Annotated in this window: 25 protein-coding genes, 1 tRNA gene and 1 pseudogene; 4 read left to right on the top strand and 23 right to left on the bottom strand. The window is 70.4% G+C overall.

The annotated features are described in order from the left end of the window. Window positions 1–27: 27 nt before the first annotated feature. From glyA to ACE1OC_RS13465, 14 genes are all read right to left on the bottom strand, one after another. A complete protein-coding gene (gene glyA, locus ACE1OC_RS13400) occupies window positions 28–1,260 on the bottom strand; it encodes a serine hydroxymethyltransferase (protein ID WP_407837204.1) in 1,233 nt (410 codons plus the stop codon). Between the two features lie 97 nt (window positions 1,261–1,357). After that, a complete protein-coding gene (locus ACE1OC_RS13405; protein WP_266881145.1) occupies window positions 1,358–1,990 on the bottom strand; it encodes a protein-tyrosine-phosphatase in 633 nt (210 codons plus the stop codon). Then, complete coding sequence (locus tag ACE1OC_RS13410) at window positions 1,987–2,634, bottom strand: L-threonylcarbamoyladenylate synthase (RefSeq protein WP_407837205.1); 648 nt, start codon at window positions 2,632–2,634, stop codon at window positions 1,987–1,989. The genes ACE1OC_RS13405 and ACE1OC_RS13410 overlap by 4 nt, the downstream gene beginning before the upstream one ends. Before the next feature lie 73 nt (window positions 2,635–2,707). Then, window positions 2,708–3,553 carry a peptide chain release factor N(5)-glutamine methyltransferase gene (gene prmC, locus ACE1OC_RS13415; RefSeq protein WP_274549586.1) on the bottom strand — a complete coding sequence of 282 codons (846 nt, stop codon included), beginning with the start codon at window positions 3,551–3,553 and terminating at the stop codon, window positions 2,708–2,710. Window positions 3,554–3,630: 77 nt separating this feature from the next. After that, window positions 3,631–4,710 (bottom strand): peptide chain release factor 1, encoded by a 1,080-nt coding sequence (prfA, locus tag ACE1OC_RS13420; protein WP_266881142.1) that lies wholly within the window; start codon window positions 4,708–4,710, stop codon window positions 3,631–3,633. A gap of 114 nt (window positions 4,711–4,824) precedes the next feature. Next, on the bottom strand, window positions 4,825–5,040 hold the full coding sequence (rpmE, locus tag ACE1OC_RS13425) for a 50S ribosomal protein L31 (protein ID WP_112448418.1): 216 nt from the start codon (window positions 5,038–5,040) through the stop codon (window positions 4,825–4,827). Window positions 5,041–5,228: 188 nt separating this feature from the next. Continuing rightward, entirely contained in the window at window positions 5,229–6,332 is a 1,104-nt protein-coding gene (locus ACE1OC_RS13430; protein WP_407837206.1) for an LCP family protein, read from the bottom strand. A gap of 393 nt (window positions 6,333–6,725) precedes the next feature. Then, window positions 6,726–8,834 (bottom strand): transcription termination factor Rho, encoded by a 2,109-nt coding sequence (gene rho / locus ACE1OC_RS13435; protein ID WP_407837207.1) that lies wholly within the window; start codon window positions 8,832–8,834, stop codon window positions 6,726–6,728. Between the two features lie 470 nt (window positions 8,835–9,304). Further along, a complete protein-coding gene (thrB, locus tag ACE1OC_RS13440; RefSeq protein ID WP_243336217.1) occupies window positions 9,305–10,231 on the bottom strand; it encodes a homoserine kinase in 927 nt (308 codons plus the stop codon). Window positions 10,232–10,622: 391 nt separating this feature from the next. Further along, window positions 10,623–11,693, bottom strand: a complete 1,071-nt coding sequence (gene thrC / locus ACE1OC_RS13445; RefSeq protein ID WP_407837208.1) for a threonine synthase — start codon at window positions 11,691–11,693, stop codon at window positions 10,623–10,625. 6 nt (window positions 11,694–11,699) lie between these two features. Further along, window positions 11,700–12,989 (bottom strand): homoserine dehydrogenase, encoded by a 1,290-nt coding sequence (locus ACE1OC_RS13450; RefSeq protein WP_266882218.1) that lies wholly within the window; start codon window positions 12,987–12,989, stop codon window positions 11,700–11,702. 162 nt (window positions 12,990–13,151) lie between these two features. Continuing rightward, window positions 13,152–14,543: a diaminopimelate decarboxylase gene (gene lysA, locus ACE1OC_RS13455; RefSeq protein WP_250750444.1), complete on the bottom strand. Its 1,392-nt coding sequence runs from the start codon at window positions 14,541–14,543 to the stop codon at window positions 13,152–13,154. A gap of 82 nt (window positions 14,544–14,625) precedes the next feature. Beyond that, window positions 14,626–15,624 carry an ArgS-related anticodon-binding protein NrtL gene (gene nrtL, locus ACE1OC_RS13460; RefSeq protein ID WP_407837209.1) on the bottom strand — a complete coding sequence of 333 codons (999 nt, stop codon included), beginning with the start codon at window positions 15,622–15,624 and terminating at the stop codon, window positions 14,626–14,628. Between the two features lie 161 nt (window positions 15,625–15,785). Continuing rightward, on the bottom strand, window positions 15,786–16,262 hold the full coding sequence (locus ACE1OC_RS13465) for a response regulator (protein WP_407841552.1): 477 nt from the start codon (window positions 16,260–16,262) through the stop codon (window positions 15,786–15,788). A gap of 100 nt (window positions 16,263–16,362) precedes the next feature. Between ACE1OC_RS13465 and ACE1OC_RS13470 the strand changes: the two genes are divergently transcribed. After that, window positions 16,363–16,434: transfer RNA gene (locus ACE1OC_RS13470), tRNA-Arg, on the top strand. Between the two features lie 97 nt (window positions 16,435–16,531). Here ACE1OC_RS13470 and ACE1OC_RS13475 read toward each other — a convergent pair. Next, window positions 16,532–16,795, bottom strand: a pseudogene (locus ACE1OC_RS13475) (hypothetical protein); the annotation flags it as partial. Between the two features lie 345 nt (window positions 16,796–17,140). Between ACE1OC_RS13475 and ACE1OC_RS13480 the strand changes: the two are divergent. Continuing rightward, on the top strand, window positions 17,141–17,707 hold the full coding sequence (locus tag ACE1OC_RS13480; RefSeq protein WP_407837210.1) for a hypothetical protein: 567 nt from the start codon (window positions 17,141–17,143) through the stop codon (window positions 17,705–17,707). Window positions 17,708–17,855: 148 nt separating this feature from the next. Here ACE1OC_RS13480 and ACE1OC_RS13485 read toward each other — a convergent pair whose 3' ends face one another. The 8 genes from ACE1OC_RS13485 to ACE1OC_RS13520 all read right to left on the bottom strand — a co-directional run bounded on the left by ACE1OC_RS13485 (window position 17,856) and on the right by ACE1OC_RS13520 (window position 25,201). After that, the gene (locus ACE1OC_RS13485) at window positions 17,856–19,133 is read right to left on the bottom strand and encodes an ABC transporter permease (RefSeq protein WP_407837211.1); all 1,278 of its coding nucleotides are present in this window, start codon (window positions 19,131–19,133) and stop codon (window positions 17,856–17,858) included. Continuing rightward, window positions 19,127–19,870, bottom strand: a complete 744-nt coding sequence (locus ACE1OC_RS13490) for an ABC transporter ATP-binding protein (RefSeq protein WP_407837212.1) — start codon at window positions 19,868–19,870, stop codon at window positions 19,127–19,129. Before ACE1OC_RS13490 ends, ACE1OC_RS13485 begins: the two co-directional genes overlap by 7 nt. Continuing rightward, window positions 19,867–21,459 carry a peptidoglycan-binding protein gene (locus tag ACE1OC_RS13495; protein WP_407837213.1) on the bottom strand — a complete coding sequence of 531 codons (1,593 nt, stop codon included), beginning with the start codon at window positions 21,457–21,459 and terminating at the stop codon, window positions 19,867–19,869. Before ACE1OC_RS13495 ends, ACE1OC_RS13490 begins: the two co-directional genes overlap by 4 nt. Beyond that, a complete protein-coding gene (locus ACE1OC_RS13500; RefSeq protein WP_407837214.1) occupies window positions 21,460–22,365 on the bottom strand; it encodes a hypothetical protein in 906 nt (301 codons plus the stop codon). It lies immediately after the preceding gene. Between the two features lie 76 nt (window positions 22,366–22,441). Continuing rightward, the gene (locus ACE1OC_RS13505; RefSeq protein ID WP_407837215.1) at window positions 22,442–22,885 is read right to left on the bottom strand and encodes a peptidase inhibitor family I36 protein; all 444 of its coding nucleotides are present in this window, start codon (window positions 22,883–22,885) and stop codon (window positions 22,442–22,444) included. Between the two features lie 99 nt (window positions 22,886–22,984). Beyond that, window positions 22,985–23,428: a peptidase inhibitor family I36 protein gene (locus ACE1OC_RS13510; protein WP_407837216.1), complete on the bottom strand. Its 444-nt coding sequence runs from the start codon at window positions 23,426–23,428 to the stop codon at window positions 22,985–22,987. Between the two features lie 63 nt (window positions 23,429–23,491). Continuing rightward, a complete protein-coding gene (locus ACE1OC_RS13515) occupies window positions 23,492–23,944 on the bottom strand; it encodes a hypothetical protein (RefSeq protein WP_407837217.1) in 453 nt (150 codons plus the stop codon). A 279-nt stretch (window positions 23,945–24,223) separates the two neighbouring features. Then, window positions 24,224–25,201 (bottom strand): helix-turn-helix domain-containing protein, encoded by a 978-nt coding sequence (locus tag ACE1OC_RS13520; RefSeq protein WP_407837218.1) that lies wholly within the window; start codon window positions 25,199–25,201, stop codon window positions 24,224–24,226. A 272-nt stretch (window positions 25,202–25,473) separates the two neighbouring features. Between ACE1OC_RS13520 and ACE1OC_RS13525 the strand changes: the two genes are divergently transcribed. Continuing rightward, entirely contained in the window at window positions 25,474–26,457 is a 984-nt protein-coding gene (locus ACE1OC_RS13525; RefSeq protein WP_407837219.1) for an XdhC family protein, read from the top strand. 74 nt (window positions 26,458–26,531) lie between these two features. Then, window positions 26,532–26,936, top strand: coding sequence for a DUF6479 family protein (locus tag ACE1OC_RS13530; protein WP_407837220.1), 405 nt, complete (start codon window positions 26,532–26,534; stop codon window positions 26,934–26,936). Window positions 26,937–26,967: the final 31 nt, after the last annotated feature.

The following is a 26,967-nucleotide window of genomic DNA, read 5'->3' on the forward strand; positions in this document are numbered from 1 at the left end:
GGTTGCGGTACGTCGCTCTTGCCCTGCTTAAACCCCATACGGCGGAAAACTGACCACCAGCTCGTTGACGTCGCTACGGATCTTCGTGGGCTCCCCGCCGGTCAGCGCGGCCGTGAACAGCTCGGCGATCCGGCCCATCTCCGCCTCCCCCATGCCCTGCGTGGTCACCGCCGCGGTGCCGAGGCGGATCCCGCGCTGGTCTCCGTACGGAAGGGCGCAGGTGTCCAGCACGATGCCGGCTGCGGCCAGCCGGCCCCGGGCGCCCGCGCCGTCGACGCCCAGCGGTGCGGGGTCGGCGGTGATCAGGTGGGTGTCGGTCCCCCCGGTCGTGATCGCGAACCCGCCGGCGGCGAGCGCGTCGGCCAGGGCCCGGCCGTTGGCCACCACCCGGTGCGCGTACGAGGTGAAGGCGGGCCCGGCGGCCTCGCCGAAGGCCACGGCCTTGGCGGCGATGCTGTGCATCTGCGGGCCGCCCTGGGTGAAGGGGAACACCGCCCGGTCGATCCGCTCCGCGAACTCGGACCCGCAGAGGATCATCCCGCCGCGCGGACCCCGGAGCACCTTGTGGGTGGTGGCCACGACGATGTCGGCGTAGGGCACGGGGCTGGGCGCGGCCCCGCCGGCCACGAGTCCGATGGGGTGGGAGGCGTCGGCGATCAGAAAGGCCCCGACCTCGTCGGCGATCTCCCGGAACACGGAGTACTCGGGGTGCCGCGGATAGGAGATGGACCCGCACACGATGGCCTTGGGCCGGTGCTCGTGCGCGAGCCGCTGCACCCGGGCGTAGTCGATGAGCCCCGTCGCGGCGTCCACTCCGTACCCGACGAAGTCGAACCAGCGCCCGGAGAAGTTGGCGGGCGACCCGTGGGTGAGGTGGCCCCCGGAGGTGAGCGCCATGGCCAGCACGGTGTCCCCGGGCCGCAGCAGCGCGGCGTACGCGGCGAGCACGGCGGCGGATCCGGAGTGCGGCTGCACGTTCGCGTGCTCGGCGCCGAAGAGGGCGCGGGCCCGCTCGACGGCGATCTGCTCGGCGAGGTCGGCGTACTCGCAGCCGCCGTGGTGGCGGGCGCCGGGATACCCCTCGGCGTACTTGTTGGCGAGCTCTGATCCCAGTGCGGTGAGCACGGCGGCCGAGGTGAAGTTCTCGGCGGCGATCAGCTGCAGCCCGGTCGCCTGTCGCTGCCGTTCCCCGTCGAGGACGTCGGCCATCTGCGGATCCTGCTGCCGCAGCAGGTCCAGGGGCTGGGTGATGACGCTCATGGCGCGACTCCAGGGGGGTACCGCATACCGGGTACCAGCCACTGTAGGCCGCCGCCGCGGATCCCGCCCTGCGGCGCGAATCCGGCCCGCCCGCGCGTCAGCGGGAAGCCGTGACGCCCGTCAGGGCCGTGACCACGGGGTCCAGCGCCTGGTTGATCTCGTCGCCGATCGACCGGAAGAAGGTGATCGGCGCCCCGTACGGGTCGTACACCTCGTCCGCGTCCGGGGACGGCGCGAGGAGCCACCCGCGTAGAGCGGCGGCGGCACGGACCAGCGCCCGGGCCCGCTCCACCATCCCGTCCTCCAGCGGCGGCAGGGTCGCGGGGTCTATCGCCCGCACCAGCCGGGTGAACTCCTTCAGGGTGAAGGTGCGCAGGCCCGCCGAATGCCCCATGGAGATCACCTGGGCACGGTGGTCGCGGGTGGCGGTCAGGACCAGGTCCGCGCGTATGACGTGCTCGTCCAGGAGTTCCCGGCCGGTGAATCCGGAGGCGTCCGCCCCGAAGTCGGCCAGCACGGCGGCCGCGTTGGCCTCCATGGGCGCGCCCTCGTGGCCCCAGGTGCCCGCGCTCTCCACGATCAGGTCGCCGGTGACGGGGCCGCCGAGCCGGTGGGACAGCGCGTGCCGCGTCAGCCGCTCGGTGATGGGCGAGCGGCACACGTTGCCGGTGCTGACGTGGAGTATGCGGAAGGTGCTGTCCCCGGCTATGCCACGCCCCTCAGGGCTCACGGAGCCACCTCGAGGTCGGGCACGACCTCCCGCAGCTGCTCGGCGGTCAGTGCGCCCTCGCGCAGCAGGACGGGAACCTTCCCGGTGACGTCGACGATCGACGAGGGCAGGGTGCTCGGGGTCGGCCCGCCGTCCAGGTACACGGACACGGAGTCGCCGAGCATCTCGCGCGCCGCGTCGCAGTCCTCGGGCGCCGGGTGTCCGGTCAGGTTCGCCGAGGACACCGCCATCGGGCCGACCTCGGTCAGCAGCTCGATCGCGACGGGGTGCAGGGGCATGCGTACGGCCACGGTGCCGCCGGTCTCGCCCAGGTCCCACGCCAGCGAGGGCTGGTGCTTGGCGACGAGCGTCAGACCGCCCGGCCAGAAGGCGTCGACGAGCTCCCAGGCCTGCTCGGAGAAGTCGGTGACCAGGCCGTGCAGGGTGTTCGGGGAGCCGATGAGGACGGGGGTGGGCATGGTGCGGCCGCGCCCCTTGGCGGCGAGCAGGTCGCCGACGGCCTCCGCGCTGAAGGCGTCCGCGCCGATCCCGTACAGGGTGTCGGTGGGCAGCACGACGAGCTCGCCGCGGCGTACGGCGGAGGCGGCTTCGCGCAGGCCCGTCTTGCGGTCCGTCGCGTCGTTGCAGTCGTATCGCCGGGCCATCAGCGGGCCTCCTCGTGCAGCAGGGGGGTGGCGGGAATGTGCGCGGTGACTGCGCCGCTCACGGCAGGGCCGGTCACGGCAGGGCCTTGCGGGCGGTCGCGAAGCGCGGGCGGTTGTTGAGGTCGGGGTGGTCGGCGGCGTCGGCCCAGCCCCGCTCCTCGGCGAAGATCCACGGGACCTGTCCGCCCTGGGTGTCGGCGTGCTCGATGACGACGATGCCGCCGGGGCGCAGCAGCCGGTGGGCGGTGCGCTCGATGCCGCGGATGGTGTCCAGGCCGTCCTCGCCGGAGAACAGCGCCATCTCGGGGTCGTGGTCGCGGGCCTCGGGTGCCACGTACTCCCACTCGGTGAGCGGGATGTACGGCGGGTTGGAGATGACCAGGTCGACCTGTCCGTCCAGCTCGGGCAGGGCGCTGAGCGCGTTGCCCTGGTGGACGGTGACCCGGGAGCCCTCGGCGTTCTTGCGGGTCCACCGCAGGGCGTCCTCGGACAGCTCCACGGCGTGCACGCGCGAGCGCGGCACCTCCTGCGCCATGGCGAGCGCGATGGCGCCGGAACCGGTGCAGAGGTCCACGATCAGCGGTTCGACGACGTCCATCGCGCGGACGGCCTGTATGGCCCAGTCCACGACCGACTCGGTCTCGGGCCGGGGCACGAAGACCCCGGGCCCGACCTGGAGCTCCAGGTACCGGAAGAAGGCGCGGCCGGTGATGTGCTGGAGCGGCTCGCGCGCCTCGCGGCGGGCGACGGCCTCCCAGTAGCGGGCGTCGAAGTCCGCGTCCTTGACGTGGTGGAGTTCCCCCCGCTTGACGCCGTGCACGAAGGCCGCGAGCTCCTCCGCGTCGAAACGCGGTGAGGGCACGCCGGCGGCGGCCAGCCGCTGGGTGGCCTGGGCCACCTCGGCAAGCAGCAAGTTCACGCTGGTCCTCCGGGCTGCTGTCGTACGGGGGGTGGTGCGGGGTCCCGCGGGGTGTTGCGGGGGTCCTGCGAGGGGACTCAGTGCGCGGACGCGAGCTTGGCGGCGGAGTCCGTGTCGACGCAGGCCTGGATGACCGGGTCGAGGTCTCCGTCGAGCACCTGGTCCAAGTTGTACGCCTTGAAGCCCGTCCGGTGGTCCGAGATCCGGTTTTCCGGGTAGTTGTACGTACGGATCTTCTCGGAGCGGTCCACGGAGCGCACCTGGCTGCGGCGCACGTCGGAGGCCTCCTGCTCGGCGGCTTCCTGGGCGGCGGCCAGCAGGCGCGAGCGCAGGATGCGCATCGCCTGCTCCTTGTTCTGGAGCTGGCTCTTCTCGTTCTGGCAGGAGGCGACCACACCGGTCGGGATGTGCGTGATGCGCACGGCCGAGTCGGTGGTGTTGACGGACTGGCCGCCGGGGCCCGAGGAGCGGTACACGTCGATGCGGAGGTCGTTCATGTTGACCTCGACCTCCACCTCCTCGGCTTCCGGGGTGACGAGCACGCCGGCGGCGGAGGTGTGGATGCGGCCCTGGGACTCGGTGGCCGGCACGCGCTGGACGCGGTGCACGCCGCCCTCGTACTTCAGACGGGCCCAGACGCCCTGGCCGGGCTCGGTGGCGCCGTTGCCGCCCTTGGTGCGGACGGAGACCTGGACGTCCTTGTAGCCGCCGAGCTCGGACTCGGTGGCGTCGATGATCTCGGTCTTCCAGCCCACGCGCTCGGCGTAGCGCAGGTACATGCGGAGCAGGTCGCCGGCGAACAGGGCCGACTCGTCACCGCCCGCACCCGCCTTGACCTCCAGGAGCACGTCCTTGTCGTCGCTGGGGTCGCGCGGAACGAGCAGCAGGCGGAGCTTCTCGGTGAGCTCTTCGCGCTGTGCGGTCAGTTCCTTGACCTCCGCCACGAAGTCCGGGTCGTCGGCCGCGAACTCCTTCGCCGTCTCGATGTCCTCGGCGGACTGCTTCCAGGCACGGAAGGTCGCGACGATCGGGGTCAGCTCCGCGTAGCGCTTGTTCAGCTTGCGCGCGTTGGCCTGATCCGAGTGGACCGAAGGGTCGGCGAGCTTCTTCTCAAGATCGGCGTGCTCGCCGATCAGTTCCTCGACCGCCTCGAACATCGGGGGCTCCTGAAGATGGTGAATGTGAAGAAAAGGGCTGCGGGACGAGAAAGGCGCCGGTCCGGCTGCCCCCGTACGAACAGGGTGCAGCCGGGATCCGGCGCCTGAGGCTCGCTACTTCTGTGCAGCCTTGCCGAAGCGGGCCTCGAAGCGGGCCACGCGGCCACCGGTGTCGAGGATCTTCTGCTTGCCCGTGTAGAACGGGTGGCACTCGGAGCAGACCTCGGCTCGGATGGAGCCCTCGGTCAGGGTGCTACGGGTGGTGAACGACGCGCCACAGGTGCAGCTGACCTGGGTCTCGACGTACTGGGGGTGAACATCGCGCTTCAAGGTGTCTCCTAGATTCGGGAGGGCACCGGGTCGCAGGAGCCGAATTGCGCGCTGCGTGAACCGGGGCCGACAGACCAGTCTGCCAGGACCGGGCTGCCTGTCAAAATTCTGAGGACGCCTCCCTCAACGGAGGGGGGCCCGCATCTATTCCGCCGCCCTCCGGAACCCGTCCGACCAGGCGGTTCGTGCTAGCGGACGACCGTACCGGCGGTGCCCTTGTCGCCGGCCGAGTTCGCGGTGGCCTCGGCGGGCACCTGCCGGTCGGCCAGCAGGGCGTCCCAGACCATCTGGGACTCCTTGGTGAGCGGGACGACCCGGTTGGGGTCACGGGTGTCCCCGGTCACCGGCAGGGTGATCATCTGCATGTTCTCGGGGCTGATGCCCTCCAGGCCCTGGGCGAATCCCATGAGGGACTTCACGTCGCCGAGCGCCTTGTCCGTGGTGATGGCCTTGGTGGCGGTGTCGGCCACGTCGAGCAGCTTCTTCGGGTTCTCGAAGACGCCGATGCTCTTGACCTGCTTGATCAGCGCCTTGATGAAGGCCTGCTGCAGCTGTATTCGGCCCAGGTCGCCGCCGTCGCCGACGCCGTGGCGGGTACGGACGAGGCCGAGGGCCTGCTCGCCGTTGAGCCTGTTCGTCCCGGCGGGCAGGTCGAGGTGGCTGTAGTCGTCCTTGATCGGCTTGGTGGTCGTCACCTCGACGCCGCCGAGCTTGTCGATGATCTCCTTGAAGCCCGTGAAGTCGACCTCGAGATAGTGATCCATGCGGATCCCCGACGTCTTCTCGACGGTCGCGACGGCGCAGGCGGCCCCGCCGACGGTGAACGACTCGTTGAACATCTTGCGCGGACCGCCCGGGTCCGTCTTGCCGTTGGAGAGCTTGCAGGAGGGCCTGGTCACGAGGGTGTCGCGGGGTATCGATACGACGGTGGCCTTGGTGTGGCCCTCGTTGAGGTGGACGACCATCGCCGTGTCGGAGCGCGCGGAGCCGCCGTCGTCCTGGCCGTACTCCCCGTTGGCGCCGCTGCGGGAGTCGGAGCCGAGGACGAGGATGTCCATCGAGCCGTTGTCCACGTTCTGCGGGCGGTCCGTGCCGAGGGCCGCGTCGATGTCGACCGTCTTGAGGTTGCCGTTGAACTTGACGTAGAAGTAGCCGAGCCCCGCACCGCCCAGGACGACCACGCCGGCGGCGGTCCACGCGGCGATGACGACGGCCCTGCGGCGCGCGGCCGGCTTCCGTCGGCGTCGGCCGGCGCCGGCCCTGCGGCCGCGGCCGCTGTTGTCCTGGCTCATGCTCTGCTCTGCCCGTCTGTGTTCGGCCCGCTTCCCCGTTACCTCTGACAGAGACGGTCGGGCGCCCCCCAGGGTTCCACGGCCGCCTGTGCGTCCCGTGTGCGTCCGGTGTGCGTCCCGGCCCGACGAACCCTGCGACCGGCTGCGGCGGACGCCCCCGACCCGGCGCCTACCTGCGGTTTCCCCCGTGAGCGCGGAGTGAGCGCCCGGGGCCGCGCGGAGTACGGAGTGTGGCAAAGGTCGCACCCGGGGACGAAGCGCCGTAGACCGCACGCTCCCGAACCGGGGCCCCGGGGCCCCGCAGGCTGCGTAGGCCCCGGTACGACGCGACCGCCCCCGTCGCGGGTGCGGCGGGGGCGGTCGTGGTCACGCAGGTGGTGCTACGGGGAGACGTCAGTCGTCGTTCTTGCCCGACGGGGTCGTCTTCGCGATCTGCATGAGGAACTCGGCGTTCGACTTCGTCTGCTTCATCTTGTCGAGGAGCAGTTCGATGGCCTGCTGCGAGTCGAGCGCGTGGAGCACCCGGCGCAGCTTCCAGACGATGGCGAGCTCCTCGCTGTTGAGGAGGATCTCCTCCTTGCGGGTGCCCGAGGGGTCCACGTCCACGGCCGGGAAGATGCGCTTGTCGGCGAGCTTCCGGTCGAGCTTGAGCTCCATGTTGCCGGTGCCCTTGAACTCCTCGAAGATCACCTCGTCCATGCGCGAGCCGGTGTCGACCAGCGCGGTGGCCAGGATGGTCAGCGAGCCGCCGTCCTCGATGTTGCGCGCGGCACCGAAGAAGCGCTTCGGCGGGTACAGCGCGGTCGAGTCGACACCACCGGACAGGATGCGGCCGGAGGCGGGGGCGGCGAGGTTGTACGCGCGTCCCAGGCGGGTGATGGAGTCCAGCAGGACGACCACGTCGTGGCCGAGCTCGACGAGACGCTTGGCGCGCTCGATGGCCAGCTCGGCGACGGTGGTGTGGTCCTCGGCCGGGCGGTCGAAGGTCGAGGAGATGACCTCGCCCTTCACCGACCGCTGCATGTCGGTGACCTCTTCCGGACGCTCGTCGACCAGGACGACCATCAGGTGGCACTCGGGGTTGTTGACCGTGATCGCGTTGGCGATCGCCTGCATGATCATGGTCTTGCCGGTCTTCGGCGGGGCCACGATCAGACCGCGCTGGCCCTTGCCGATCGGCGACACGAGGTCGATGATCCGGGTGGTCAGCACGCCCGGGTCGGTCTCCAGGCGGAGCCGGTCCTGCGGGTACAGCGGGGTCAGCTTCTGGAACTCCGGGCGGCCGCGGCCGGATTCGGGCGCCATGCCGTTGACGGAGTCCAGGCGCACGAGCGCGTTGAACTTCTCGCGGCGCTCGCCGTCCTTGGGCTGACGGACCGCACCGGTGGTGTGGTCGCCCTTGCGCAGACCGGCCTTGCGGACCTGGGCGAGGGAGACGTACACGTCGTTCGGGCCGGGCAGGTAGCCCGAGGTCCGGATGAACGCGTAGTTGTCGAGGATGTCGAGGATGCCCGCGACGGGGATCAGGACGTCGTCGTCGGCGACGGGCGTCTCCGCCGGCGCGAACTCGTCGCGTCCGCGACGGCCACGGCGGTCGCGGTAGCGGCCGCGGCGGCCGCGACGCCCGTCCTCGTCGAAGTCGTCCTGCGGGCCGTTGTCCTGACGGTCCCGGTCCTGACGGCCACCCTGCTGGCCCTGGCCCTGACCCTGGCCGCGGCCGCCCTGCTGGCGGTCCTGACGGTCGGTCCGGTCCTGGCGACCGCCCTGCTGGCCCTGACCCTGGCTCTGGCCCTGGCCACCCTGACCGGCCTGGCCCTGGCCCTGGCCCTGGGCGCCCTGGCCCTGGTCGTCGGCCTTGGCACCGCGGTCACGGCGCTCGCGGCGGCCGTCGGCGCGGTCGTTGCCCCGCTCGCGGCGGTCGCGACGGCCGCGGCCCTCGCCTTCCTGACCCTGTGCGGGCTGGCCGGCGGGGGCGGTGGCGGCCGGGGCGACGGTCTCGGGCTTCTGCTCCACCTGTACGGCGGCGGCCGGGGCCGAACCCTCGGGGCTGCCGGAGGGGGCGGTGGCACGCCGACGGCGGCGCTCGCCGACCGGGGCGTCCTCGCTGGCCGGCTGGCCCGGGATGTCGATCTGGGCCTGCGTGGCGGTCTTCTCGGCGGGCGCCTCGGCGGCGACCTCGCCCGTACGGGCCTTGCTGGTGGCGCGGCGCTTCGGCTTGGTCTCGCCGCTGTCGGCGGGCGCGGCGGCCGGCGCGGAGGCCGCGGCCTTGGGGGCGCTGCTTCCCGCCTGCGCCTCCTTGATGACCTCGATCAGCTGGCCCTTGCGCATCCGCGCGGTGCCCCTGATGCCGAGGCCCGACGCGACCTGCTGGAGCTCGGCCAGGACCATGCCGTCAAGGCCGGTGCCGGAGCGGCGGCGCTTGGTCGGCGCGGCGCCCTCGGCGGGGGCACTGGTGTCGACGTTGGTGTCGGCAGCGCCCATCAGATCGGTGGTGTCGCTCACGAAGGGTCCTTCCCTGGAGCGGACGTCGGCCTGTCTGGCTCGGCGACCGGTTGTGCTGTCCGACAGGAAGCCACGACTCGATGAGCCGCGCACTACTGCCGGGGCGGTGGTCCGCCGATAGAGATACGGCGGAGAGAAACGTGCATGTGCGTGGGTGGTTCCGGCGAGAAGCCCCCGAGCTGAAAGCGTGGGAATGTCACGCCGATTCCGGAGCGTGCTCGAAACTGCTGGCAGCGATCAAAGCAGTCGGGGAGGCTCCCGGAAGAAAGGTGGTCCCTGATAGGGACACTGAGCACCAAGCCATGGCGGCTTCGGATGCGCACTTGAGACTAACACTACCGGATCCAACAGACATTCCCCCTCTCCATCACCGGCTATCGAGCCCATCCGCGCGGGTTTCGCGCGGGCTCCGCGCGGGCGGCCTGCCCTGGCCGCCCGCCCCTGGCCGGCTGTGTCCTCTACTGCACGGATCAGCCGCCCTGGGTTCCCAGCGGAAGTACGCTCGCGCCCGCGGCGTCGAGTGCGAGCCGGTTGGCCGCCCACCCCTCGCCCGCGAGCCGTGCGACCTTGTCGGCCGCACCGTTGTCGACCAGCGCGAGGACCGTGGGGCCCGCGCCGGAGATCACCGCGGGGATGCCGTCCGCCCGCAGTCGGGCCACGAGCGCCACGCTCTCGGGCATCGCCGGGGACCGGTACTCCTGGTGGAGACGGTCCTCGGTGGCCGGCAGCAGGAACTCGGGACGCCTGGTCAGGGCCTCTACGAGCAGGCCCGCGCGGCCTGCGTTGACGGCCGCGTCCACGTGCGGGACGGTGCGCGGCAGCAGGCCGCGCGCGGTCTCCGTCAGGACCGGCTTGGAGGGGACGAAGACCACCGGAACGATGGAATCGGCGGGCTCCATGCGGATCGCCTTGGCGCTGCCGCCGTCCATCCACGCAAGGGTGAAACCGCCGAGCAGACAGGCGGCGACGTTGTCGGGGTGACCCTCGATCTCGGTGGCGAGCTCCAGCAGCGCCGTGTCGTCGAGCTTGGCCTCTCCGCCTATGGTCACGGCGCGGGCGGCCACGATGCCCGCGCAGATGGCGGCGGAGGAGGAGCCGAGACCGCGGCCGTGGGGGATGCGGTTGGCGCAGACGACTTCGAGGCCGCGCGGCTGGCCGCCCAGCAGGTCGAAGGCGGTGCGCATGGAACGTACGAGGAGGTGGCTCTCGTCCCGGGGCAGGGTGTCGGCACCTTCGCCCGCGATGTCGATGTTCAGGCCGGAATCGGCCACGCGTACGACGACGTCGTCGTAGAGCCCCAAGGCCAGCCCGAAGGCGTCGAAGCCCGGGCCGAGGTTGGCACTGCTGGCGGGAACGCGCACCCGTACGGCGGCGGCGCGGAAGGCGGGACCGGCCATCTTCCGATGACACTCCTTGTGACTGTGCGAGACGGGATCTTTGCTGGCTCGCTGTGAATGTACTGGAGAACGTACGACACCCGAAGGCCCTGTGGGCAGCACCGCGGTCATATGCGCGGCGGCGGATGTAAGTACAGCCTATCGAAGGAAGGTTCTTCTCCGACATAGGGCGCACGACAGGCGCACGATGCGTGTCGCCCGCTCCCCCCGGCCCGGTCGGGTTTCCGCCGTGATATCTGGCGGGTTTCCGTCGGTTTTTGTGCCGTACGGCCCGAGTTGCCGGATTCCTCAGCCTTCGAAAGACTTCCGGAATCCGGCAACTCGGTTACTGCGGTACTGCTGCTCGCGGCGGCCGGCGGTCCTTACCGGACGGCCGGCCCGCGGCTCCCGGTCAGACGAGACCGAGGCGGACGGCGGCGGCCTCGGCGTCGACCGGAATGGTGATCGGCTGCGGAGCGCCGGCGACCGCCCAGTCGGGGTCCTTCAGGCCGTTGCCGGTGACGGTGCACACGATCTTCTGGCCGGGGTCGACCAGGCCGAGGTCGACGGCCTTGAGGAGACCGGCCACGGACGCGGCCGAGGCGGGCTCGACGAAGACGCCCTCCTGGGCGGCCAACAGGCGGTAGGCGGACAGGATCTGGCGGTCCGTCACCTCGTCGATGAAGCCGCCCGACTCGTCCCGGGCCTGCAGGGCGTAGTCCCACGAGGCCGGGTTGCCGATGCGGATCGCGGTGGCGATGGTGTGCGGCTCCTTGACGATCTCCCCGCGCACGATGGGCGCGGAACCGGAGGCCTGGAAACCCCACACACGGGGCGTACGGGAGGCCAGGCCATCGGCCTTGTACTCCTTGAAGCCCTTCCAGTACGCGGTAATGTTGCCGGCGTTGCCGACGGGCAGCACGTGGATGTCGGGGGCGTCGCCGAGCGCGTCCACGATCTCGAAGGCCGCCGTCTTCTGGCCCTCGATGCGTACCGGGTTGACCGAATTGACCAACGCCACCGGGTAGTTGTCGGACAGCGCGCGGGCCAGGTCCAGGCAGTCGTCGAAGTTGCCGTCGACCTGAAGGATCTTGGCGCCGTGGATCAGGGCCTGGCCCATCTTGCCGAGCGCGATCTTGCCGCGGGGCACGAGGACGGCGGAGACCATCCCGGCGCGCACCGCGTAGGCGGCGGCGGAGGCCGAGGTGTTGCCCGTGGAGGCGCAGATGACGGCCTTGGCGCCGTCCTCCTTGGCCTTGGTGATCGCCATGGTCATGCCGCGGTCCTTGAAGGACCCGGTGGGGTTGGCCCCCTCGACCTTGAGGTGTACCTCGCAGCCGGTGCGCTCGGAGAGCACCTGGGCGGGGACGAGGGGAGTGCCGCCCTCGCGGAGCGTGACCACCGGAGTCGTGGCCGTGACCGGCAGGCGGTCCCGGTACTCCTCGATGATGCCGCGCCACTGGTGGGTGCGATTGCTGCTCATGGGTCCTTACTCCCCTTCAACGCGCATGATGCTGGCGACACCGCGGACGGTGTCCAGCTTCCGCAGCGCCTCGACGGTCCCGGAGAGGGCGGCGTCGGGCGCACGGTGAGTGACGACGACGAGGGAGGCCTCGCCGTCCTTTCCCTGCTGACGGACGGTGTCGATCGACACTCCGTGCTCCGCGAAGGTGGTCGCCACCTGGGCGAGGACGCCCGGCTTGTCCGCCACATCGAGGCTGATGTGGTAGCGGGTGACGACATCCCCCATGGGGCTGACCGGCAGCTGGGTGTACGCCGACTCGCCCGGCCCCTTTGCCTCGGCGAGCTTGTTGCGGCAGACGGCGACGAGGTCGCCGAGGACCGCGGACGCGGTCGGCGCGCCGCCCGCGCCGGGCCCGTAGAACATGAGCCGCCCGGCGGCCTCCGCCTCGACGAACACCGCGTTGTACGCCTCGCGGACGGAGGCGAGCGGGTGGGTCAGCGGGATCATCGCCGGGTGGACGCGGGCCGTGACGGACTCGCCGTCGGCGGCGCGCTCCAGGATGGCGAGGAGCTTGATGGTGCAGCCCATGCGCTTGGCGGACGCGAAGTCCGCGGCGCTGACCTCCGTCATGCCCTCGCGGTAGACGTCGTCGAGGCGGACCCGGGTGTGGAAGGCGATGCCGGCCAGGATCGCGGCCTTGGCGGCGGCGTCGTAGCCCTCCACGTCGGCGGTGGGGTCGGCCTCGGCGTACCCGAGGGCGGTGGCCTCGTCGAGGGCCTCCTGGTACCCGGCGCCGGTGGAGTCCATCTTGTCGAGGATGAAGTTCGTCGTGCCGTTGACGATGCCCATCACCCGGTTGATCTTGTCGCCGGCGAGGGACTCGCGCATGGGACGGACCAGCGGGATGGCGCCGGCGACGGCGGCCTCGTAGTACAGGTCCAGCCCGGCCGCCTCGGCCGCGGCGTGCAGCGCGGCGCCGTCCTGGGCGAGCAGCGCCTTGTTCGCCGAGACGACGGAGATGCCGTGCTCGAAGGCGGTGGTGATCAGGGTGCGGGCCGGCTCGATGCCGCCGATGACCTCGATCGCGACGTCGATGTCGCCGCGTTTGAGCAGCGCGGTCGCATCGGTGGTGACCAGCGCCGGGTCGATGCCGTCGCGCACCTTGGAGGGACGGCGCACGGCCACGCCCGCGAGCTCGACGGGCGCGCCGATCCTGGCCGTCAGGTCGTCGGCGTGCGTCGTCATGATGCGGGCAACTTCCGAGCCGACCACTCCACAGCCCAGCAGCGCCACCTTCAGCGGACGCGTACGCATCATTCGACCTACGCCTTTCGATCTTCACATCAGTACCTGTTGCGCGGTTTGCACCCCAGGTGTGAACCAGTCTCACTCAATGGACAACAGTTTCCACCCTCGGTCCATTGAGTGAGACACCTATTCCGAGGTCCCGGGGGGTGTCCCCCAGAAGAATGCGTATCAGCCGACGTCGAGACGCAGGAGATCTTCCTCCGTCTCCCGGCGGACGATGACACGCGCCTCTCCGTCACGCACGGCGACGACCGGCGGGCGGAGCACGTGGTTGTAGTTGCTCGCCATCGAACGGCAGTACGCGCCCGTGGCCGGGACCGCGAGGAGGTCCCCGGGGGCGATGTCGGCGGGCAGGAACGCGTCCTTGACCACGATGTCGCCGCTCTCGCAGTGCTTGCCCACGACGCGCACGAGCATGGGCTCGGCGTCGGAGGTCCGGGAGACGAGGCTGACCGAGTACTCGGCGTCGTAGAGGGCCGTCCGGATGTTGTCGGACATCCCGCCGTCGACGGAGACGTACGTCCGCAGGCCCTCCAGCGGCTTGACCGTGCCCACCTCGTACAGGGTGAAGGCGGTCGGGCCCACGATCGCCCGTCCGGGTTCCACGGAGATCCGCGGGGCGCGCAGGCCGGCCGCCTCGCACTCGCGGGCGACGATCTCGTGCAGGGCCTTGGCGATCTCGTGCGGCTCGCGCGGGTCGTCGGCGGAGGTGTAGGCGATGCCCAGTCCGCCGCCGAGGTCGATCTCGGGCAGCTCCACCCCGTGCTCGTCGCGCACGGCGGCGAGGAGCCGTACGACGCGCTTGGCGGAGACCTCGAAGCCGGCCATGTCGAAGATCTGCGAGCCGATGTGGGAGTGGACGCCGAGCAGCTCCAGGCTGTCGTGCCCCAGCGCGCGCCGTACGGCCTCGGCGGCCGACCCGTCGGCGACGGCGATCCCGAACTTCTGGTCCTCGTGCGCGGTGGCGATGAACTCGTGGGTGTGCGCCTCCACGCCCACGGTGACGCGGATCTGCACGGGCTGGCGCACGCCGAGCTCGCGGGCGATGTGCGCGACGCGGGCGATCTCCTGGAAGGAGTCGAGCACGATCCGGCCAACGCCTGCCTCGATGGCGCGGGTGATCTCGCTCGTCGACTTGTTGTTGCCGTGGAAGGCGATCCTGGCAGCCGGCATCTCCGCGGCGAGCGCGGTGGCGAGCTCCCCGCCGGAACACACGTCGAGGTTGAGCCCCTCCTCCTTGAGCCACTTCACGACGGCCTTGGAGAGGAACGCCTTGCCGGCGTAGAAGACGTCGGCGTCCGGACCGAAGGCGTGCGCCCAGGCGCGGCAGCGCGCCCGGAAGTCCTCCTCGTCCAGGAAGTAGGCGGGCGTCCCGAACTCCTCTGCGAGACGGGTCACTTCGATCCCGCCGACGGTGGCGACTCCCTCGGCGTTCCGGCCGACCGTCCGGGCCCAGACCTTCTCGTCGAGGACGTTGAGGTCGGCGGCCGGCGGGGAGTAGTGGCCCTCGGGCAGGACGTCGGCGTGGCGGGGCCCTGCGGGGTGTGCGGAACGGCTCATCTCAGCATTCTCTCTTCGCAAATCATCCGGATCGCAGGCGAATCACATCGGATCACATCGGATCACACGCGTTTCGCGGGCTTCACAGGTAGTGGTCGGGCGCGTCTATACCGAGCAGGGCCAGGCCGCCGGCCAGCACCGTCCCGGCGGCTTCGGCAAGGGCCAGCCGGGCGCGGTGGGCGGCCGAGGGTTTCTCGTCCCCCTGGGGCAGGACGTGGTACTGGAAGTCGAGCAGGGCGTCGGCGAGCACGACGAGCTGCCGGACGAGCCGCTCGGGCGCACGGTGGTGCGCGGCGGCTTCGAGTACGAGGGGGTGGTCGCGGAGCGCGCCGAGCAGCGCACCGGCGCCGTGCACCTCGCGCAGCTCCCCGGGCTCGCCCCGGAACCCCAACTGCCCGGCGTTGCGGGTCAGGGCCCGCGCCCTGTCGTGGGCGTACCGCACCCGGAAGAACTCGCTCGACTCGTCCTGGACGAGCAGCCACGCGGGAAACACGGGGGTCTCGTGCCCGGGAACGCAGAGCATCGCCCAGGCGGCGCCGTCGACCCCGTACCGGGCGCGGACATCCCCGTCCCGCTTGGCCACGGGGGCGATGCGGGCGGCGGCGACTCCCGTTCCCTCCACCCCTTGGCTGCTCACGATCCGCTGCACGGCGGCGTGCACGACGCGCTCGCGCAGGGCCGCGAGGGGCACGTCGAGGAACGCGTCGGCCCCGGGGGTTTCGCGCGCTCCGGGGGCGAACCCGTACGCCGTCCCGCGGGCGCGAATGCCCCGTACGACCTCTCCGGCCGAGCTCTCGGCGAGTACGAAGTTCAGGAACCCGGCGCCGGTGATCTCCACGCGCTCGATCCCGGCCAGACCGGCAAGCCGCGGGGCCAGCACCTCGGCCACTCCACGGGGCGCGACTCCGGCCCCCTTCGCCACCCCGAACGCGACGGGCGAGGCGTAGTCCCCCACTCCCCCGGGCCGGGTCCGCTCGACGACGACCCGCTCGGGTACGACCACACCGACGGGCAGCTCCCCGTCCTCGACGGCGCGGCGCAGGGCGCGCACGACGGAGCGGGAGAGGTCGACGGGGGTCACGTGTCCAGCCTAGGGGAGAAGCCCCGAGGTCACGCGAAGGGTTTCGCCATGTGAACAGCGGCCGCCACGGGGAGCCCCAACAAGGCCGCCAGGGGCAAGACGGAACGGGTCAGCGCACCCCAGCCGAGCCCAGCTCACCCCACCCCACCCGGCTCAGGGATTCATCCCCTGCCTCTACCCGCGGGAGCGCCCTTCCGCTCTCTCCGGTCGCGGCGCTCGATGAGCCGACGCACGACCCGCACCAGCTCCGCGGGCTCGAAGGGCTTGGCGAGGAAGGCGTCCACGCCGGCGGCGATCGCGGCCTCGACCTCGTTCTGCGTACAGGCACTCACGATCGCAACGGGCAGATGCCGCGTCCTCGGATCGGCCCGCAACTGCGCGGCGGCCCCGAACCCGTCCAGGCGAGGCATGACCACATCAAGGGTGATCACATCGGGCAGCACGTGATGGACGACGTCCAGGCACTCGGCACCATCGTTCGCGGTCACGACCTCGAAGCCCTCCAGCTCGAGATTGACCTTGATCAGCTGCCGGATGACCTTGTTGTCGTCGACAACAAGCACCCGGCCCGAGGCGCCCGACACAACTCGAGAGTAGGTCGACCCCGGCCCCCGCGTCCGGGTTTTTGCCACTTCCACCCCCTCCGGGCGACGCACGCCCCGCTCCCCCGGAATCCGTTCCTGATCACCGTCCGGAAGCTGGTAGTGTTCAACCCGTCGCCGCAACACCAGCGACAGCGCCCCCGTAGCTCAGGGGATAGAGCAACGGCCTCCGGAGCCGTGTGCGCAGGTTCGAATCCTGCCGGGGGCACTTCGCAGGAAGTGCCCAAAGACCCCGCCATCAGCGAGTTCGCTGAGACGGGGTCTTCGCGTTTGTGCAGCCAACTGCCGCCCTGCGCACCCGTATGTCAGACCCTGTGGACTGTTCGTGGACAGGATCTTGACCCATCGCCCCAGGTCGGCTCCTGCCGACCGTCGAGGCACTTCGCGTACCGACTGAGCAGCACCTCCACGCTGTTGCCCGCCCGCTCGGCGCCCTCGGTGGGGTCGACGCCGGCATTGAGCCACGTGGAGAGAGCCGAGTGCCTCAGGTCGTAGGGCCGGTGGGCGAGCGGCGAGGCGGCGACGGCCGGCGGTAGGGCCAGCGGCCTGACTTCCTGCCACCCCCGGTAGCCAGGCCGGGGAGGAGACCGCTCCCCCACCCTCACTCCGGAGCGTGGGGTGCTTCGGGAATTCCTGGAGGAGACCGGGATCCGCGTCGAGGTGGACCTCATGCACGAAGCCACGACGGGCGTCAACTCCTGCCGGTGCGGCGAGAGTTTCCCTACTTCATCAAGGGCGCTTCCGCCGGGTTGCAGGATTAGTTGCACAGCCGTTGAATGGGAAGAGGTAGATCCTCATACGCGCCCAGGTCAAGGCCGCGGCGTGTTCGGCATGATCTTCACAGGCGATCCCATTCCAGCGCCGAGCGCATCCGCTCGGCTGAGATCTCAGCCTGCCGCAGACGGGTCTCGGATATGGAATTCTTCCCGATAGTGACGCTCGTCATTGCAACGTTTCTCCTGCTCATCGGAATTGTTGGGCGTGGAGCAAGCATGGGGTCGTCCCAGTTCCATATCACCTTGGAAGGAAGCATTGGGCGTCTCCCAAGGGTTGCCATTCTGGCAGTCAGTGTCGCGACTTACGCGCTGGCCATCTTCGGGTTCTTTTATGTGGCGGAATCGAAGTCGAATTCAGGATCATCGCCGACAACCGCGACTTCGACAGAGGCGCAGTATTCCACCATTTCGGTGCATGTCAGCAGCACCCTGACGGACGGAGCCACCAGCGAGCATGACGAGATCACCCTCGCTGGAGCCGGCCCTCTCACTCTCGACATGGACACCAGCAATCGAAATGCATCCGGCAGCTTTGAATTGAGTGGTCGACTCTCCGGCCTGACGGTCAACTACTCCATCAAGGTTGTTATCACAAATTCAAACGGAGAAGAAGAGGAATTTTCCGGAGAAGGAGAAGTGCTTGTGGGTAGCGATTTGGCATACGTTGTCACGTTTGACGAGAACGGCGTGCTCATCTTGTCGTGAGCCTCAAGAGTCTCCAGCGGCCGGGGGCACTTCGCAGGAAGTGCCCGAAGACCCCGCCATCAGCGAGTTCGCTGATGGCGGGGTCTTCGCGCATGCGCAGCCGACTGTCGCCCTGGGGGCAGGGGCAGGAGGCCCGGATGGTGGTGGGTCAGCCGCGGAGGGCGTCGGCCGGTTGTACGGAGGCGGCGCGCCGGGCGGGGTAGATCCCGGCCACGACGCCGGTTGCCAGGCCGATGAGCGGGGCGGTGGCCAGGGTCACCGGGTGCATGACCGGTGTCCAGTCCCTGACCAGCGCGACCACCAGGACGGCCAGCGTGCCGAGGGACGTGCCGATGAGTCCGCCGAACGCGCCCAGCGTGCCCGACTCGGCGAGGAACTGGGCGGTGACGTGGCGCTTCTGGGCGCCGAGGGCGCGGCGCAGGCCGATCTCCCCTGTGCGTTCCAGGACCGCCACGAGGGTGGTGTTGGCGATTCCGACCGCTCCGATGACCAGGCACACTCCGGCGAGCAGCAGGAAGAGCTGTTCGAGGTCGGAGGTCACCGAGGTGCGCAGGCTCTTCGGGTCGGGCGGCGGAACCGCCTTGAGGTACTCCGGGTGGTCCGGGCGCAGTGCCGTGGGGGCTTCCGCCGCCACCTGACGGGCGGCGCCCAGGTCGGTGGCGATGAGCATCCTCGCGCCCTCGGCGGGCCGCCCCCACATCTCGACCGCGGTGGTCTGCGGTACGAGGACCGAGAGCAGTACGTCCGGCTGGCGCTGGACGTCCTCGACGATGCCGATGACCGTGAACGGCTGCCCCCCGATGAAGATCGCCGGTTCGGTCTCCAGCGTGGTGATCCCCAGACGGGCGGCGATGCCCGAACTGATCACGGTGACGCGCTGGCGGGCACCGGCGTGGAAGTCGTCGTAGAGCCTGCCCTGGGAGAGCCGGGGTTCGGCCGCGCGCAGGGCGGCCGGAGCGGCGGCCACCACGCTGAGGGCTTCCCCTCCGGCGCCGCCCACCGGGGCCGCGGTGACGGCGAGTTCGGCGGCGCTGCGCCGGGGCTTGACCATCCACAGCACACCGGCGTGCCGCACCCCGTTGAGCCGCTCGACACGGTCCGTGGCGTCGTCCGGGAACCCCTCGCCCGCGAACTTGTCCTGTTCGTGGGCGACGTCCTCGACCGTCACCTCGGTCGCGGAGAGCACGTTGAAGCGGTCGTCGATCTGCGAGGAGGCGGTGGCGGTCAGGCCGAGCACCGCGACGAAGGCTCCGACGCCCAGGACCGTGCCGAGCATGGTGAGCGCGGAACGCGCGGGGCGCTGCAGCATCCCGGCCAGTGCCTCGGCCAGCAGGTCCCGTGGCGCGAACAGGGAGCGTCCGATGTCGGCCTGGGGGAAGGCGTCGTCCGGTGCGTCGTCCGGTGCTCTTCGGAGCCGGCTCAGCATGCGGCCACCTGCTCGTTCTCGCTCATCGTGCCGTCCCGGATGGTGATGGTCCGCCGTCCACGGGCGGCCACGGCCAGGTCGTGGGTGATGAGGACGACCGTGATGCCCTCGGCGTTGAGGGTTTCCAGGAGCTGGAGCACCGCCTCGGCGTTGCCGGAGTCGAGGTTTCCCGTCGGCTCGTCGCACAGGAGCAACGAGGGCCGGGCGGCCAGGGCCCGTGCGATGGCCACGCGCTGGCGTTCGCCGCCGGACATCCGGGTGGGCAGCGCGTCCGTCCGGTGGCCGAGGCGGACCCGGGCCAGCGCTTCGCGGGCCCTCTCGGGGCGCTCGCGGCGCGGGACATCGCCGTAGACCATGGCGAGTTCGACGTTCTCACGGGCGCTGCGGTGCGGCAGCAGGTGGAACGCCTGGAAGACGAATCCGATGCGGCGGCCGCGCAACGTGGTGCGCTGGGTGTCCTTGAGCCGGCCGGTGTCGATGCCGTCGAGCAGGAAGCTGCCCGTGGTGGGGGTGTCAAGCAGTCCGGCGATGTTCAGGAAGGTGGACTTGCCCGATCCGGAGGGGCCGACGACGGTGATGAACTCGCCCTTGCGGACCACGAGGTCGCCGGGGCGGAACGCCTCCACGGGCGGCGGCCCCGGATAGGTGAGGCCGACCTGCCGGAATTCGATGACGGGCGGCACGGACGGGGACGGGGACGGAGCCAGGTCCGGAGACGGGGCCGGAGACGCGGTCATCCGGCGCCTCCCGGTGCGGCGTCGCCGGCCCGGACCCCGGTCACCACCCGGGCGCCCTCGCGGAGGGCCTCTCCGTCCAAGGGGGTGACCTCGACATGGCCGTCGCCGGTGGTGCCGGGCTTCACCCGGACCCGGCGCTGCTTGCCGTCGTCCTCGAGCACGGTCACCACGGTGGCACCGTCGGCGCCCGCCGACACCGCCGAGACGGGGACGACGAGGACCTTGCCGCCGGTCGTGGCGGCCAGGACGGTCAGGCGGACGTTCTGCCCGGTCCATTGGGCCTCCAGCGGCCGGCCGGGTGTCACCACCATCAGATAGCCGTCCGCGTCGGCCTGCCCACCGGCCTGCCCGGCCGCCGGCTGCCCGTTCTGCGCGCCGGCATCGGTACGCGGCGTCGTGCGTGCGGTCGCGATGGACCGTACGGAGGCGTCGGTGGTGGCCCCGTCGGCCTCCGAGAGGAGCTCCGCCTTCTGGTCCGCCCTGATCAGGCCCTTCTGGTGGTCGGGCACATAGGCGTGCACCACCAGGGGGCCTGCGGCGACGGTCATCACGGCTCCCTGCACCTTCCCGCCGAGTCGCACGGGAAGGTCCTGCACCCGGGCGGGGAAGCTCTCCAGGAACGTCACCTCGCCGGACGGGACCATGGGGCCGGAGGCCGCCTTCGCGGCGACGAGACCCTCGCGCGCGGTGGCCAGGTCCTCCCGGGCGCGGGCGACCGACTTGCGCAACGGCGCCAGATCGCGAGCACCGGCATCGGCCTTCCCGGACGTTCCGGTGGCCGAGCCCGTACGGGAGTCCGAGCCGGAGCCCGATCCGGAGCCGGAGCCGGAGCCGGAGCCCGAGCCCGACTCTGCGGACTTCAGTGCGTCCTTGGCGTCGTCCAGGGCCCGTTCGGAGGAGGTCACCTGTGCCTCGGCCGCGATGACGGCGGCCGAGCCCTCGGCGCCGCCGACCGGGACGGGTTCGTACCCGGCCGCCTCGTACAGCTTGGTGACCGCCGCCTTCGTGCCCTCGCCGAAACGTCCGCGGTTGTCGGGGGAGGTGGAGTGGCCGAGCTGCTGGAGCGCGTCCTGGAGCTGGCCCACATCGCTGCCCTGGGCGCCGGGCTTGAGGTCGCGGTAGAGCGGAACGGTGCCCTGGAGCGCGATCACCGGACGGCCGGAGACCTCGACCAGCAGCCGGCCCGCGCGTACCTCGTCCCCTGCCTTCAGCGGCAGCTTGGAGACCGTGGGACTGCCTCCATCGGCCGAGCCCCCACCGGGGGTGATCTCCACGCTCTGGCCGGCGACCACGGTGCCGCGGAGGACCAACGAGGAGGCCAGCGCCCGGTACTCGACCGGAGTGGTGATCACGGACGGCGCGGGAGGCCGGGAGTCCGCCGCTGCCTGGGCGGGCGACTTGATCAGCAGGGAGGCTCCGAAGCCCGCACCGGTGAGCGCGACCGCGCCCACCGCGATCAGGGCGAGCGAGCGGCGCCGGATCCGTACGCCGTCACCGCCGTTGCCCGTGCTGCCGTGGGCCGCGTCGGCCGCGTCGGCCGCGTCGGCCGCGTCGGCCGCGTCGACGGAAGGTTGTTCGTCGTTCTGCATTCAGTTCGCCAATGCCTCGTTCGCCGACTTGATGACCGCGCCCTGATCCCTCTTGATTTCGGCGAAACCGGCGGCATTCTGCTCGATGTACTCGCTCTGGATCTTCGTTTCGGCGCGGACCAGGACGGTGGCGAGCTTCGTTTCCTGCTTGCACTTCACATCGGCCGTGGCCACGGCCTTCTCCTCCGGTGATGCGGAGGTCCCCTGGGCCGCGTACTTCTCGGCGGGCTGGAGGAAAGTGGTGTGCTGATAGCCGGACTTCTTCATGCAGGCCACCCATTCGTCCTGCGCCTTCTTGAACTCCGGCGTCGCCTGGGCCTTCCCGAAGGAGGAGTAGTCGATGCTGAGCAGTCCGATCTTGCCCTTCGCGGGGTCCTGCACCTTGTCGAGCCCCAGCTTGCGGCTCGCCTCTCCGATGCAGCCGCCCGGGGGGATGTCCTTGCCTTCGTAACTGCCGCCCGCGCCGGCCTTGCCGCCCTTGGCGCCGTAGACCATGTAGGCCTCGGGCGGGAGCTTGGCCCCGCTGGGCGCCGCGCCTTCGGCGTGCTCCTTGTCGCCCGGCAACGGGATCACGTGATAGCCGTGCTCGGCGGCGATCTTCTCGCCGACCACTCCGTACCGACGGCTCACGACCTTGGTCGGCTCGGCCCTTCTGACGGGCCAGTCGAAACCGAACCGCTTCATGCAGTCGGAAGCCAGGGTGGAATGAGCAGTGTCGACCTGCGCCTGCTGCTCGGGGGTGAAGAGGTAGGCCGACACCGGGAGGACGATGTCTGCCTCCGTGACGACATCCCGGACAGCGGAACCGCCACCGCCGGCGCCGCCTCGTTCCTGGCTGCCCTCCGAGCAGCCGGTAAGCAGCAGCGTGCCGACCCCGGCGGCGATAACGAGACGCGTGTAACGCAAGGGAACCCCTGGATAGAGTGGATGTGCGCGGTGGGGCGGAATTGGCCTCCGCCCCACCGTGGTCATGAGCAGGCGATCAGAAGTTGTACGTGGCGCCGTTGCACCAGTCACCGAACCTGTGCGAGTTCATGACGTCGTTGGCGTTCTTGCCGTTGCTGAGGGTGATGCCACTCATATCGCTCACCCACCCGTAGGCGGCGACCCTGAAGCAGGGGCCGGCGTATCCGGAGTTGTAGTAGACCGAGACCTTGGTGTCCGGGTCCCAGTTGTCGATGGTGCTGACGTTCGAAATGACGTTGTCACCGCGGTAGAGCGGGAGGCTGGTTCCGTCGTAGGTGATGTTGGCCCAGCTGGTACGGGAGTTGAAGTCGTCCCGCTTCTCTCCCTTGAAGCCGCCGTCCGACCAGAGGCAGACGTTCTCGGGGGTGCAGACGTCGGCCTGCGCGGGCGCGGCCATGACGATCCCCGTGCCGAACAGGGAGGCCGCGGCCAGCAGCATCGCCGAAGTGCGTCGAATCATGAGCTGTTTCCTCGTTATCGTTCCGTGCCGAACAAACGGCACATCTCATGTGCGGTGGGGCGGAATTGGCCTCCGCCCCACCGCGGTCACGGGCGGCGGTCAGAAGTTGTACGTGGTGCCCGCGCAATTGTTGGTGAAGTTGTGCGAGTTCATGTTGTCGTTGGCGGTCTTGCCGGAGCTGAGGGTGATGCTCGCCATGTTGCTCACGCTGCCGTACGCAGCGACCTTGAAGCAGGGGCCTGCGAATCCGGAGTTGTAGTAGACCGAGACCCTGGTGTCCGGGTCCCAGTTGTCGATGGAGCTGACGTTGGCGGGGACGCCGTCGCCCGCGTAGAGCCGCCAGCCGGCGTATTCGTACGAGATGATGGACCAGTTGTCACGGGACTGGTAGTCGTCCCGCAGGTATCCGGTGTAGCCGCTGTCCGACCAGAGACAAACGTTGTCCTCGGTGCATTCCGCTGCCTGTGCGGGCGCAGCCATGGCAACTACCGCGCCGAACAGGGATGCCGTGGCGAGCAGCATCGCCGAAGTGCGTCGAATCATGAGCTTCTCCTCGTCTTGGATTCATGCCGAAAGAGCGGCCGATGCATATCGGCAGCAGGTCGATCAGAAGATGTTGTACGTGTTCCCCGCGCAGTTGTTGCTGAAGTTGTGCGAGTTCATCCGGTCGTTGGCGGTCGAACCGGAACTGAGGGTGATCTTCGCGAAGTCGTCCACCAGGCCGTAAGCCGCGACCTTGAAGCAGGGGCCGGCGTATCCGGAGTTGTAGTAGATCGAGATCTTGGTGTCCGGGTCCATGCTGTTGATGGAGCTGACGTTGTCGACGACGCCGTCGCCCGCGTAGAGCTTCCTGGTCGGGGCGTAGTCGTAGGTGAGGGTGGACCAGTTGGGACGGGAGCTGTAGTCGTCCCGCTCGAATCCCGTGAAGTACGCGTCCGAATAGAGACAGGCGTTGTCGGGGGTGCAGGCCGGGACGGCCTGAGCGGGGGCGCCCATGGCGAATCCCGCGCCGACCAGGGATGCCGTGGCAAGCAGCATTGCCGAAGTGCGTCGAAGCATGGGTGGTTCCTCGAATTCGATCCGTGCCGAGCGAGCGGCCGATAAGGGCGAGAGGCGTCGGGAAAGGCGGCGCCGAGGCGCCCTCCGCATGCGCATACGCATATGGCTCTCGTCAGAGGCGAGTTGCACAGCGGCCGATCTCCCTGACACCCAGCCGGTGCCAACGTCGCACCTGCTCGGAGCCCGTGAATTGTGTTCGCCCGGGCCCGTGTCGCCGGAGGTGAATCTAGGCCGGAGCGGCGTGCGGTGGTGTGCGCTGAGTGCCGCGTTTGTGTGCTCTCAGTGCCCCGGGGCGGCCGGGGCGGCCGGGGCGAGCGCGCGGTGTTCGGTGGGGGTGATGCCATAGGTCTCGCGGAATGCCCGGCTGAACGCGGTGGCGGTGGGGAAGCCCCAGCGAGCGGCGATCGCCTGGACCGGCCGGCCCCTCAGTTCCCGGCACACGAGGTCGGTGCGGGCGCGCTCCAGGCGGCGTTGGCGAATGTGTGCCGCGACGGTCAGGGGCTGGTCGCCGAAGAGGGCGTGGAGACGGCGCAGGGAGAGGTTGTGCCGATCGGCGACCGTCCGGAGAGTCAGGTCCGGGTCGCCGAGATTGTTCTCGATGAAGCGGTAGATCCGCTGCAGGATCTCCTGCGCACGGGCCTCGGCAGGCGCCTGGCCGGGGTCACCGAGCTGCCGCGCGAGGAACGCGGTGGTCAAGTCCAGGGTGACGGCCCCCATCGCCCGCAGCTCCTCGGGGTGACAGTGCGGGGCGCGTGCGACCAGCGTCTTGAGGAAGTCGGCGAGGATCGCCCCGGACCCCACGTCTGCGGCCAAGGGCCGTGCCAGGAGGCGGTCCACCCGGTCCGATCCCAGCGCCAGGGATTGACGGGGGATCTGCAGGACGACCGTCCCGGTCTGCTCGCCTATGCATGCGCCCTCACTCGGCCGTGAGGTGTCCGTGAGCATGAGACCCCCCGCGACCAGGGATTCGTTGCTTCGCTGCGAGATCCTGACGGTGCCCTGTGTGATGAGCGCCAGCTGCAGGTGTTCGGGATCGCCGCGCCGGACGTGGGCCGAGGTGCGCCGCGAGGTAACCGGCGAGCAGGTCAGGGAGGACAGGTGCGCAACGCCGAGGTCCACGTACATGAGGCTCGCCCGGAAGTCGGCCCGGTGCCGGCTGTCGAGCGTGACGGGCATCACATCGCTGGACACCGTCTCGCAGAACCAATCAAACCTGTCCTCGCGCTCGAGAGCGTCCGACGTAACCAGCGGCACCATGCGATCCCTCATCTCAACGTGACGGCGATCCAGTCCCCTGCCGGTTGCCGCACAGCTGCACTCCACCCCCCGCCGCCACATGATCGGTCATCAGGCACGGGCCGTGCGGCGGTGCGGCGATGGTGGTCCGTACGAAGGACGTGGGGGTGGGTCTGTGGGTTTTGGGGGGTGAGGGGCGGGGGTTGGCGTGCGTAGGTTGGGAGCGAGGCCACTTTGTGTCGTCGACCTGGTGCTCTGTGGCGTGCTCTGACGGTGAGGATGGGGCGGCGCAGATGCGTGACTTGGTGGAGACGGCGCGGCAGTGGGTGGCCGAGGGGCGGGTCGGGTTTCTGGCGCGGCCCGTGACCGAGCAGGGGTTCGGGCCCCGGGATCCGGCCGGGGCCGTGCTCGTGGATGTGAAGGGCGAGTGCGTCGGGGCCCTGTACCGGGGGGTGTTCGACGCCGAGCTCGTGGCGGAGGCCGCCTCCATGGGGGCCGGGGAGACCGCACGGGTGTGCGAGGTCTCGGTCGGCGGCGGCGAGGCCGTCGAGGCGAAGCTGACGTGTGGCGGGCAGGCCGAGGTGCTGTTGCAGCCGCTGGCCGCGATTCCCCGCGAGTGGTGGGAGCTGCTCGGGCAGGGGGTCGGCGTCGCGCTCGTGACCCAGCTGAACGAGCGGGCGGATCAGGCCGTCAGTGTCGTCGTACGGGGGGCCGACCAGCCGTCCGGCGACGCCGAGCGGCGGGCCGGGGAGCTGCTGAGGACGCGGCGGCCGGGCCGGGACGCGCTGTACGCCGGGTCCGGGCTGGTGCTCGTGGAGGCGTACCCGTCGGCTCCGTACGTGGTGATCGGCGGGGCCGGGGAGCTGGCCGAGGTCATCGAGGCGCAGGCCCGGCTCCTCGGGTGGGAGGTCAGCGTCGTCACCGCCGTCGGTGAGGCCGAGAAGCTGCTCGACGTGCGGCGGGACGCCGCCTGTCTGGCGATGCTGAGCCATGATCCGGACTTCGACGTGCCGACGCTGCGGACCGCGCTCGCGCTCGGGATTCCGTACGTCGGTGCGCTCGGCTCCCGCAAGACCACCGCGCGGCGCCGCGAGGGGCTGCTCGCGGCGGGGGTGAGCGAGGAGCGGCTGCGGACGGTGCACGGGCCGATCGGGCTGGACCTGGGCGGGCAGACCCCGGCGGAGACGGCGCTGGCCATCTGCGCGGAGATCCTGGCGGTGCTCGGGGGCCGGGAGGTCCGTGGGGTGCGGGACGCGGAAGGGCCGCTCAAGGGCTGAGCCGGTCCGCGGGCCGTACCGGGCCGTACCGGGCCGTCGGGTGGAAAAGTCACCGATGCGGGAAAATGGGTTGTATGGACACGACTCTGACGTTCCTCGCGGTGGACAGGACACTGACCAACATCGCGTGGTTCCTGGTCGTCGGGCTCATCGTGGTCGGCTTCCTGCTCGGCGGCTTCTTGCTGGGCAAGCGGGTCCGGGCACAAGAACCCGCACCCCCCACTCCCGAGAGCCAGCCGCACCTGCCCGACGGCGGTGCGGTGTACGAGGTGCGCGAGGAGCGGGACTACGTGGAATTCCCCGAGAACGGACTGCGCCCGCACGAGATGCAGGGGTACGGGAACTTCGGCTCCACCACCTCGCTCCACCCGGAAGAGGTCAGGGCCCGGCGGGAAGCGGCCCACCAGCACGTCGAAGGGCCGGGCCCGCACCCGCAGCCCGGTTCTCCGCCCAACTCGGGGCGGGGCGCGCACGACTGATCCGCTGCCCCACCGACGCACTGACCCACTG

The sequence above is a fragment of the Streptomyces stoeckheimensis genome (assembly GCF_045822005.1).
GTDB lineage: Bacteria > Actinomycetota > Actinomycetes > Streptomycetales > Streptomycetaceae > Streptomyces > Streptomyces stoeckheimensis.

Coding starts and splice junctions, on each gene's coding strand:
- glyA (WP_407837204.1), bottom strand. CDS start 1,260: ATGAGCGTCATCACCCAGCCCCTGGACCTGCTGCGGCAGCAGGATCCG.
- ACE1OC_RS13410 (WP_407837205.1), bottom strand. CDS start 2,634: ATGGCCCGGCGATACGACTGCAACGACGCGACGGACCGCAAGACGGGC.
- prfA (WP_266881142.1), bottom strand. CDS start 4,710: ATGTTCGAGGCGGTCGAGGAACTGATCGGCGAGCACGCCGATCTTGAG.
- ACE1OC_RS13430 (WP_407837206.1), bottom strand. CDS start 6,332: ATGAGCCAGGACAACAGCGGCCGCGGCCGCAGGGCCGGCGCCGGCCGA.
- thrB (WP_243336217.1), bottom strand. CDS start 10,231: ATGGCCGGTCCCGCCTTCCGCGCCGCCGCCGTACGGGTGCGCGTTCCC.
- thrC (WP_407837208.1), bottom strand. CDS start 11,693: ATGAGCAGCAATCGCACCCACCAGTGGCGCGGCATCATCGAGGAGTAC.
- ACE1OC_RS13450 (WP_266882218.1), bottom strand. CDS start 12,989: ATGCGTACGCGTCCGCTGAAGGTGGCGCTGCTGGGCTGTGGAGTGGTC.
- lysA (WP_250750444.1), bottom strand. CDS start 14,543: ATGAGCCGTTCCGCACACCCCGCAGGGCCCCGCCACGCCGACGTCCTG.
- ACE1OC_RS13480 (WP_407837210.1), top strand. CDS start 17,141: ATGGAATTCTTCCCGATAGTGACGCTCGTCATTGCAACGTTTCTCCTG.
- ACE1OC_RS13485 (WP_407837211.1), bottom strand. CDS start 19,133: ATGCTGAGCCGGCTCCGAAGAGCACCGGACGACGCACCGGACGACGCC.
- ACE1OC_RS13490 (WP_407837212.1), bottom strand. CDS start 19,870: ATGACCGCGTCTCCGGCCCCGTCTCCGGACCTGGCTCCGTCCCCGTCC.
- ACE1OC_RS13495 (WP_407837213.1), bottom strand. CDS start 21,459: ATGCAGAACGACGAACAACCTTCCGTCGACGCGGCCGACGCGGCCGAC.
- ACE1OC_RS13505 (WP_407837215.1), bottom strand. CDS start 22,885: ATGATTCGACGCACTTCGGCGATGCTGCTGGCCGCGGCCTCCCTGTTC.
- ACE1OC_RS13510 (WP_407837216.1), bottom strand. CDS start 23,428: ATGATTCGACGCACTTCGGCGATGCTGCTCGCCACGGCATCCCTGTTC.
- ACE1OC_RS13515 (WP_407837217.1), bottom strand. CDS start 23,944: ATGCTTCGACGCACTTCGGCAATGCTGCTTGCCACGGCATCCCTGGTC.
- ACE1OC_RS13520 (WP_407837218.1), bottom strand. CDS start 25,201: ATGGTGCCGCTGGTTACGTCGGACGCTCTCGAGCGCGAGGACAGGTTT.
- ACE1OC_RS13525 (WP_407837219.1), top strand. CDS start 25,474: ATGCGTGACTTGGTGGAGACGGCGCGGCAGTGGGTGGCCGAGGGGCGG.
- ACE1OC_RS13530 (WP_407837220.1), top strand. CDS start 26,532: ATGGACACGACTCTGACGTTCCTCGCGGTGGACAGGACACTGACCAAC.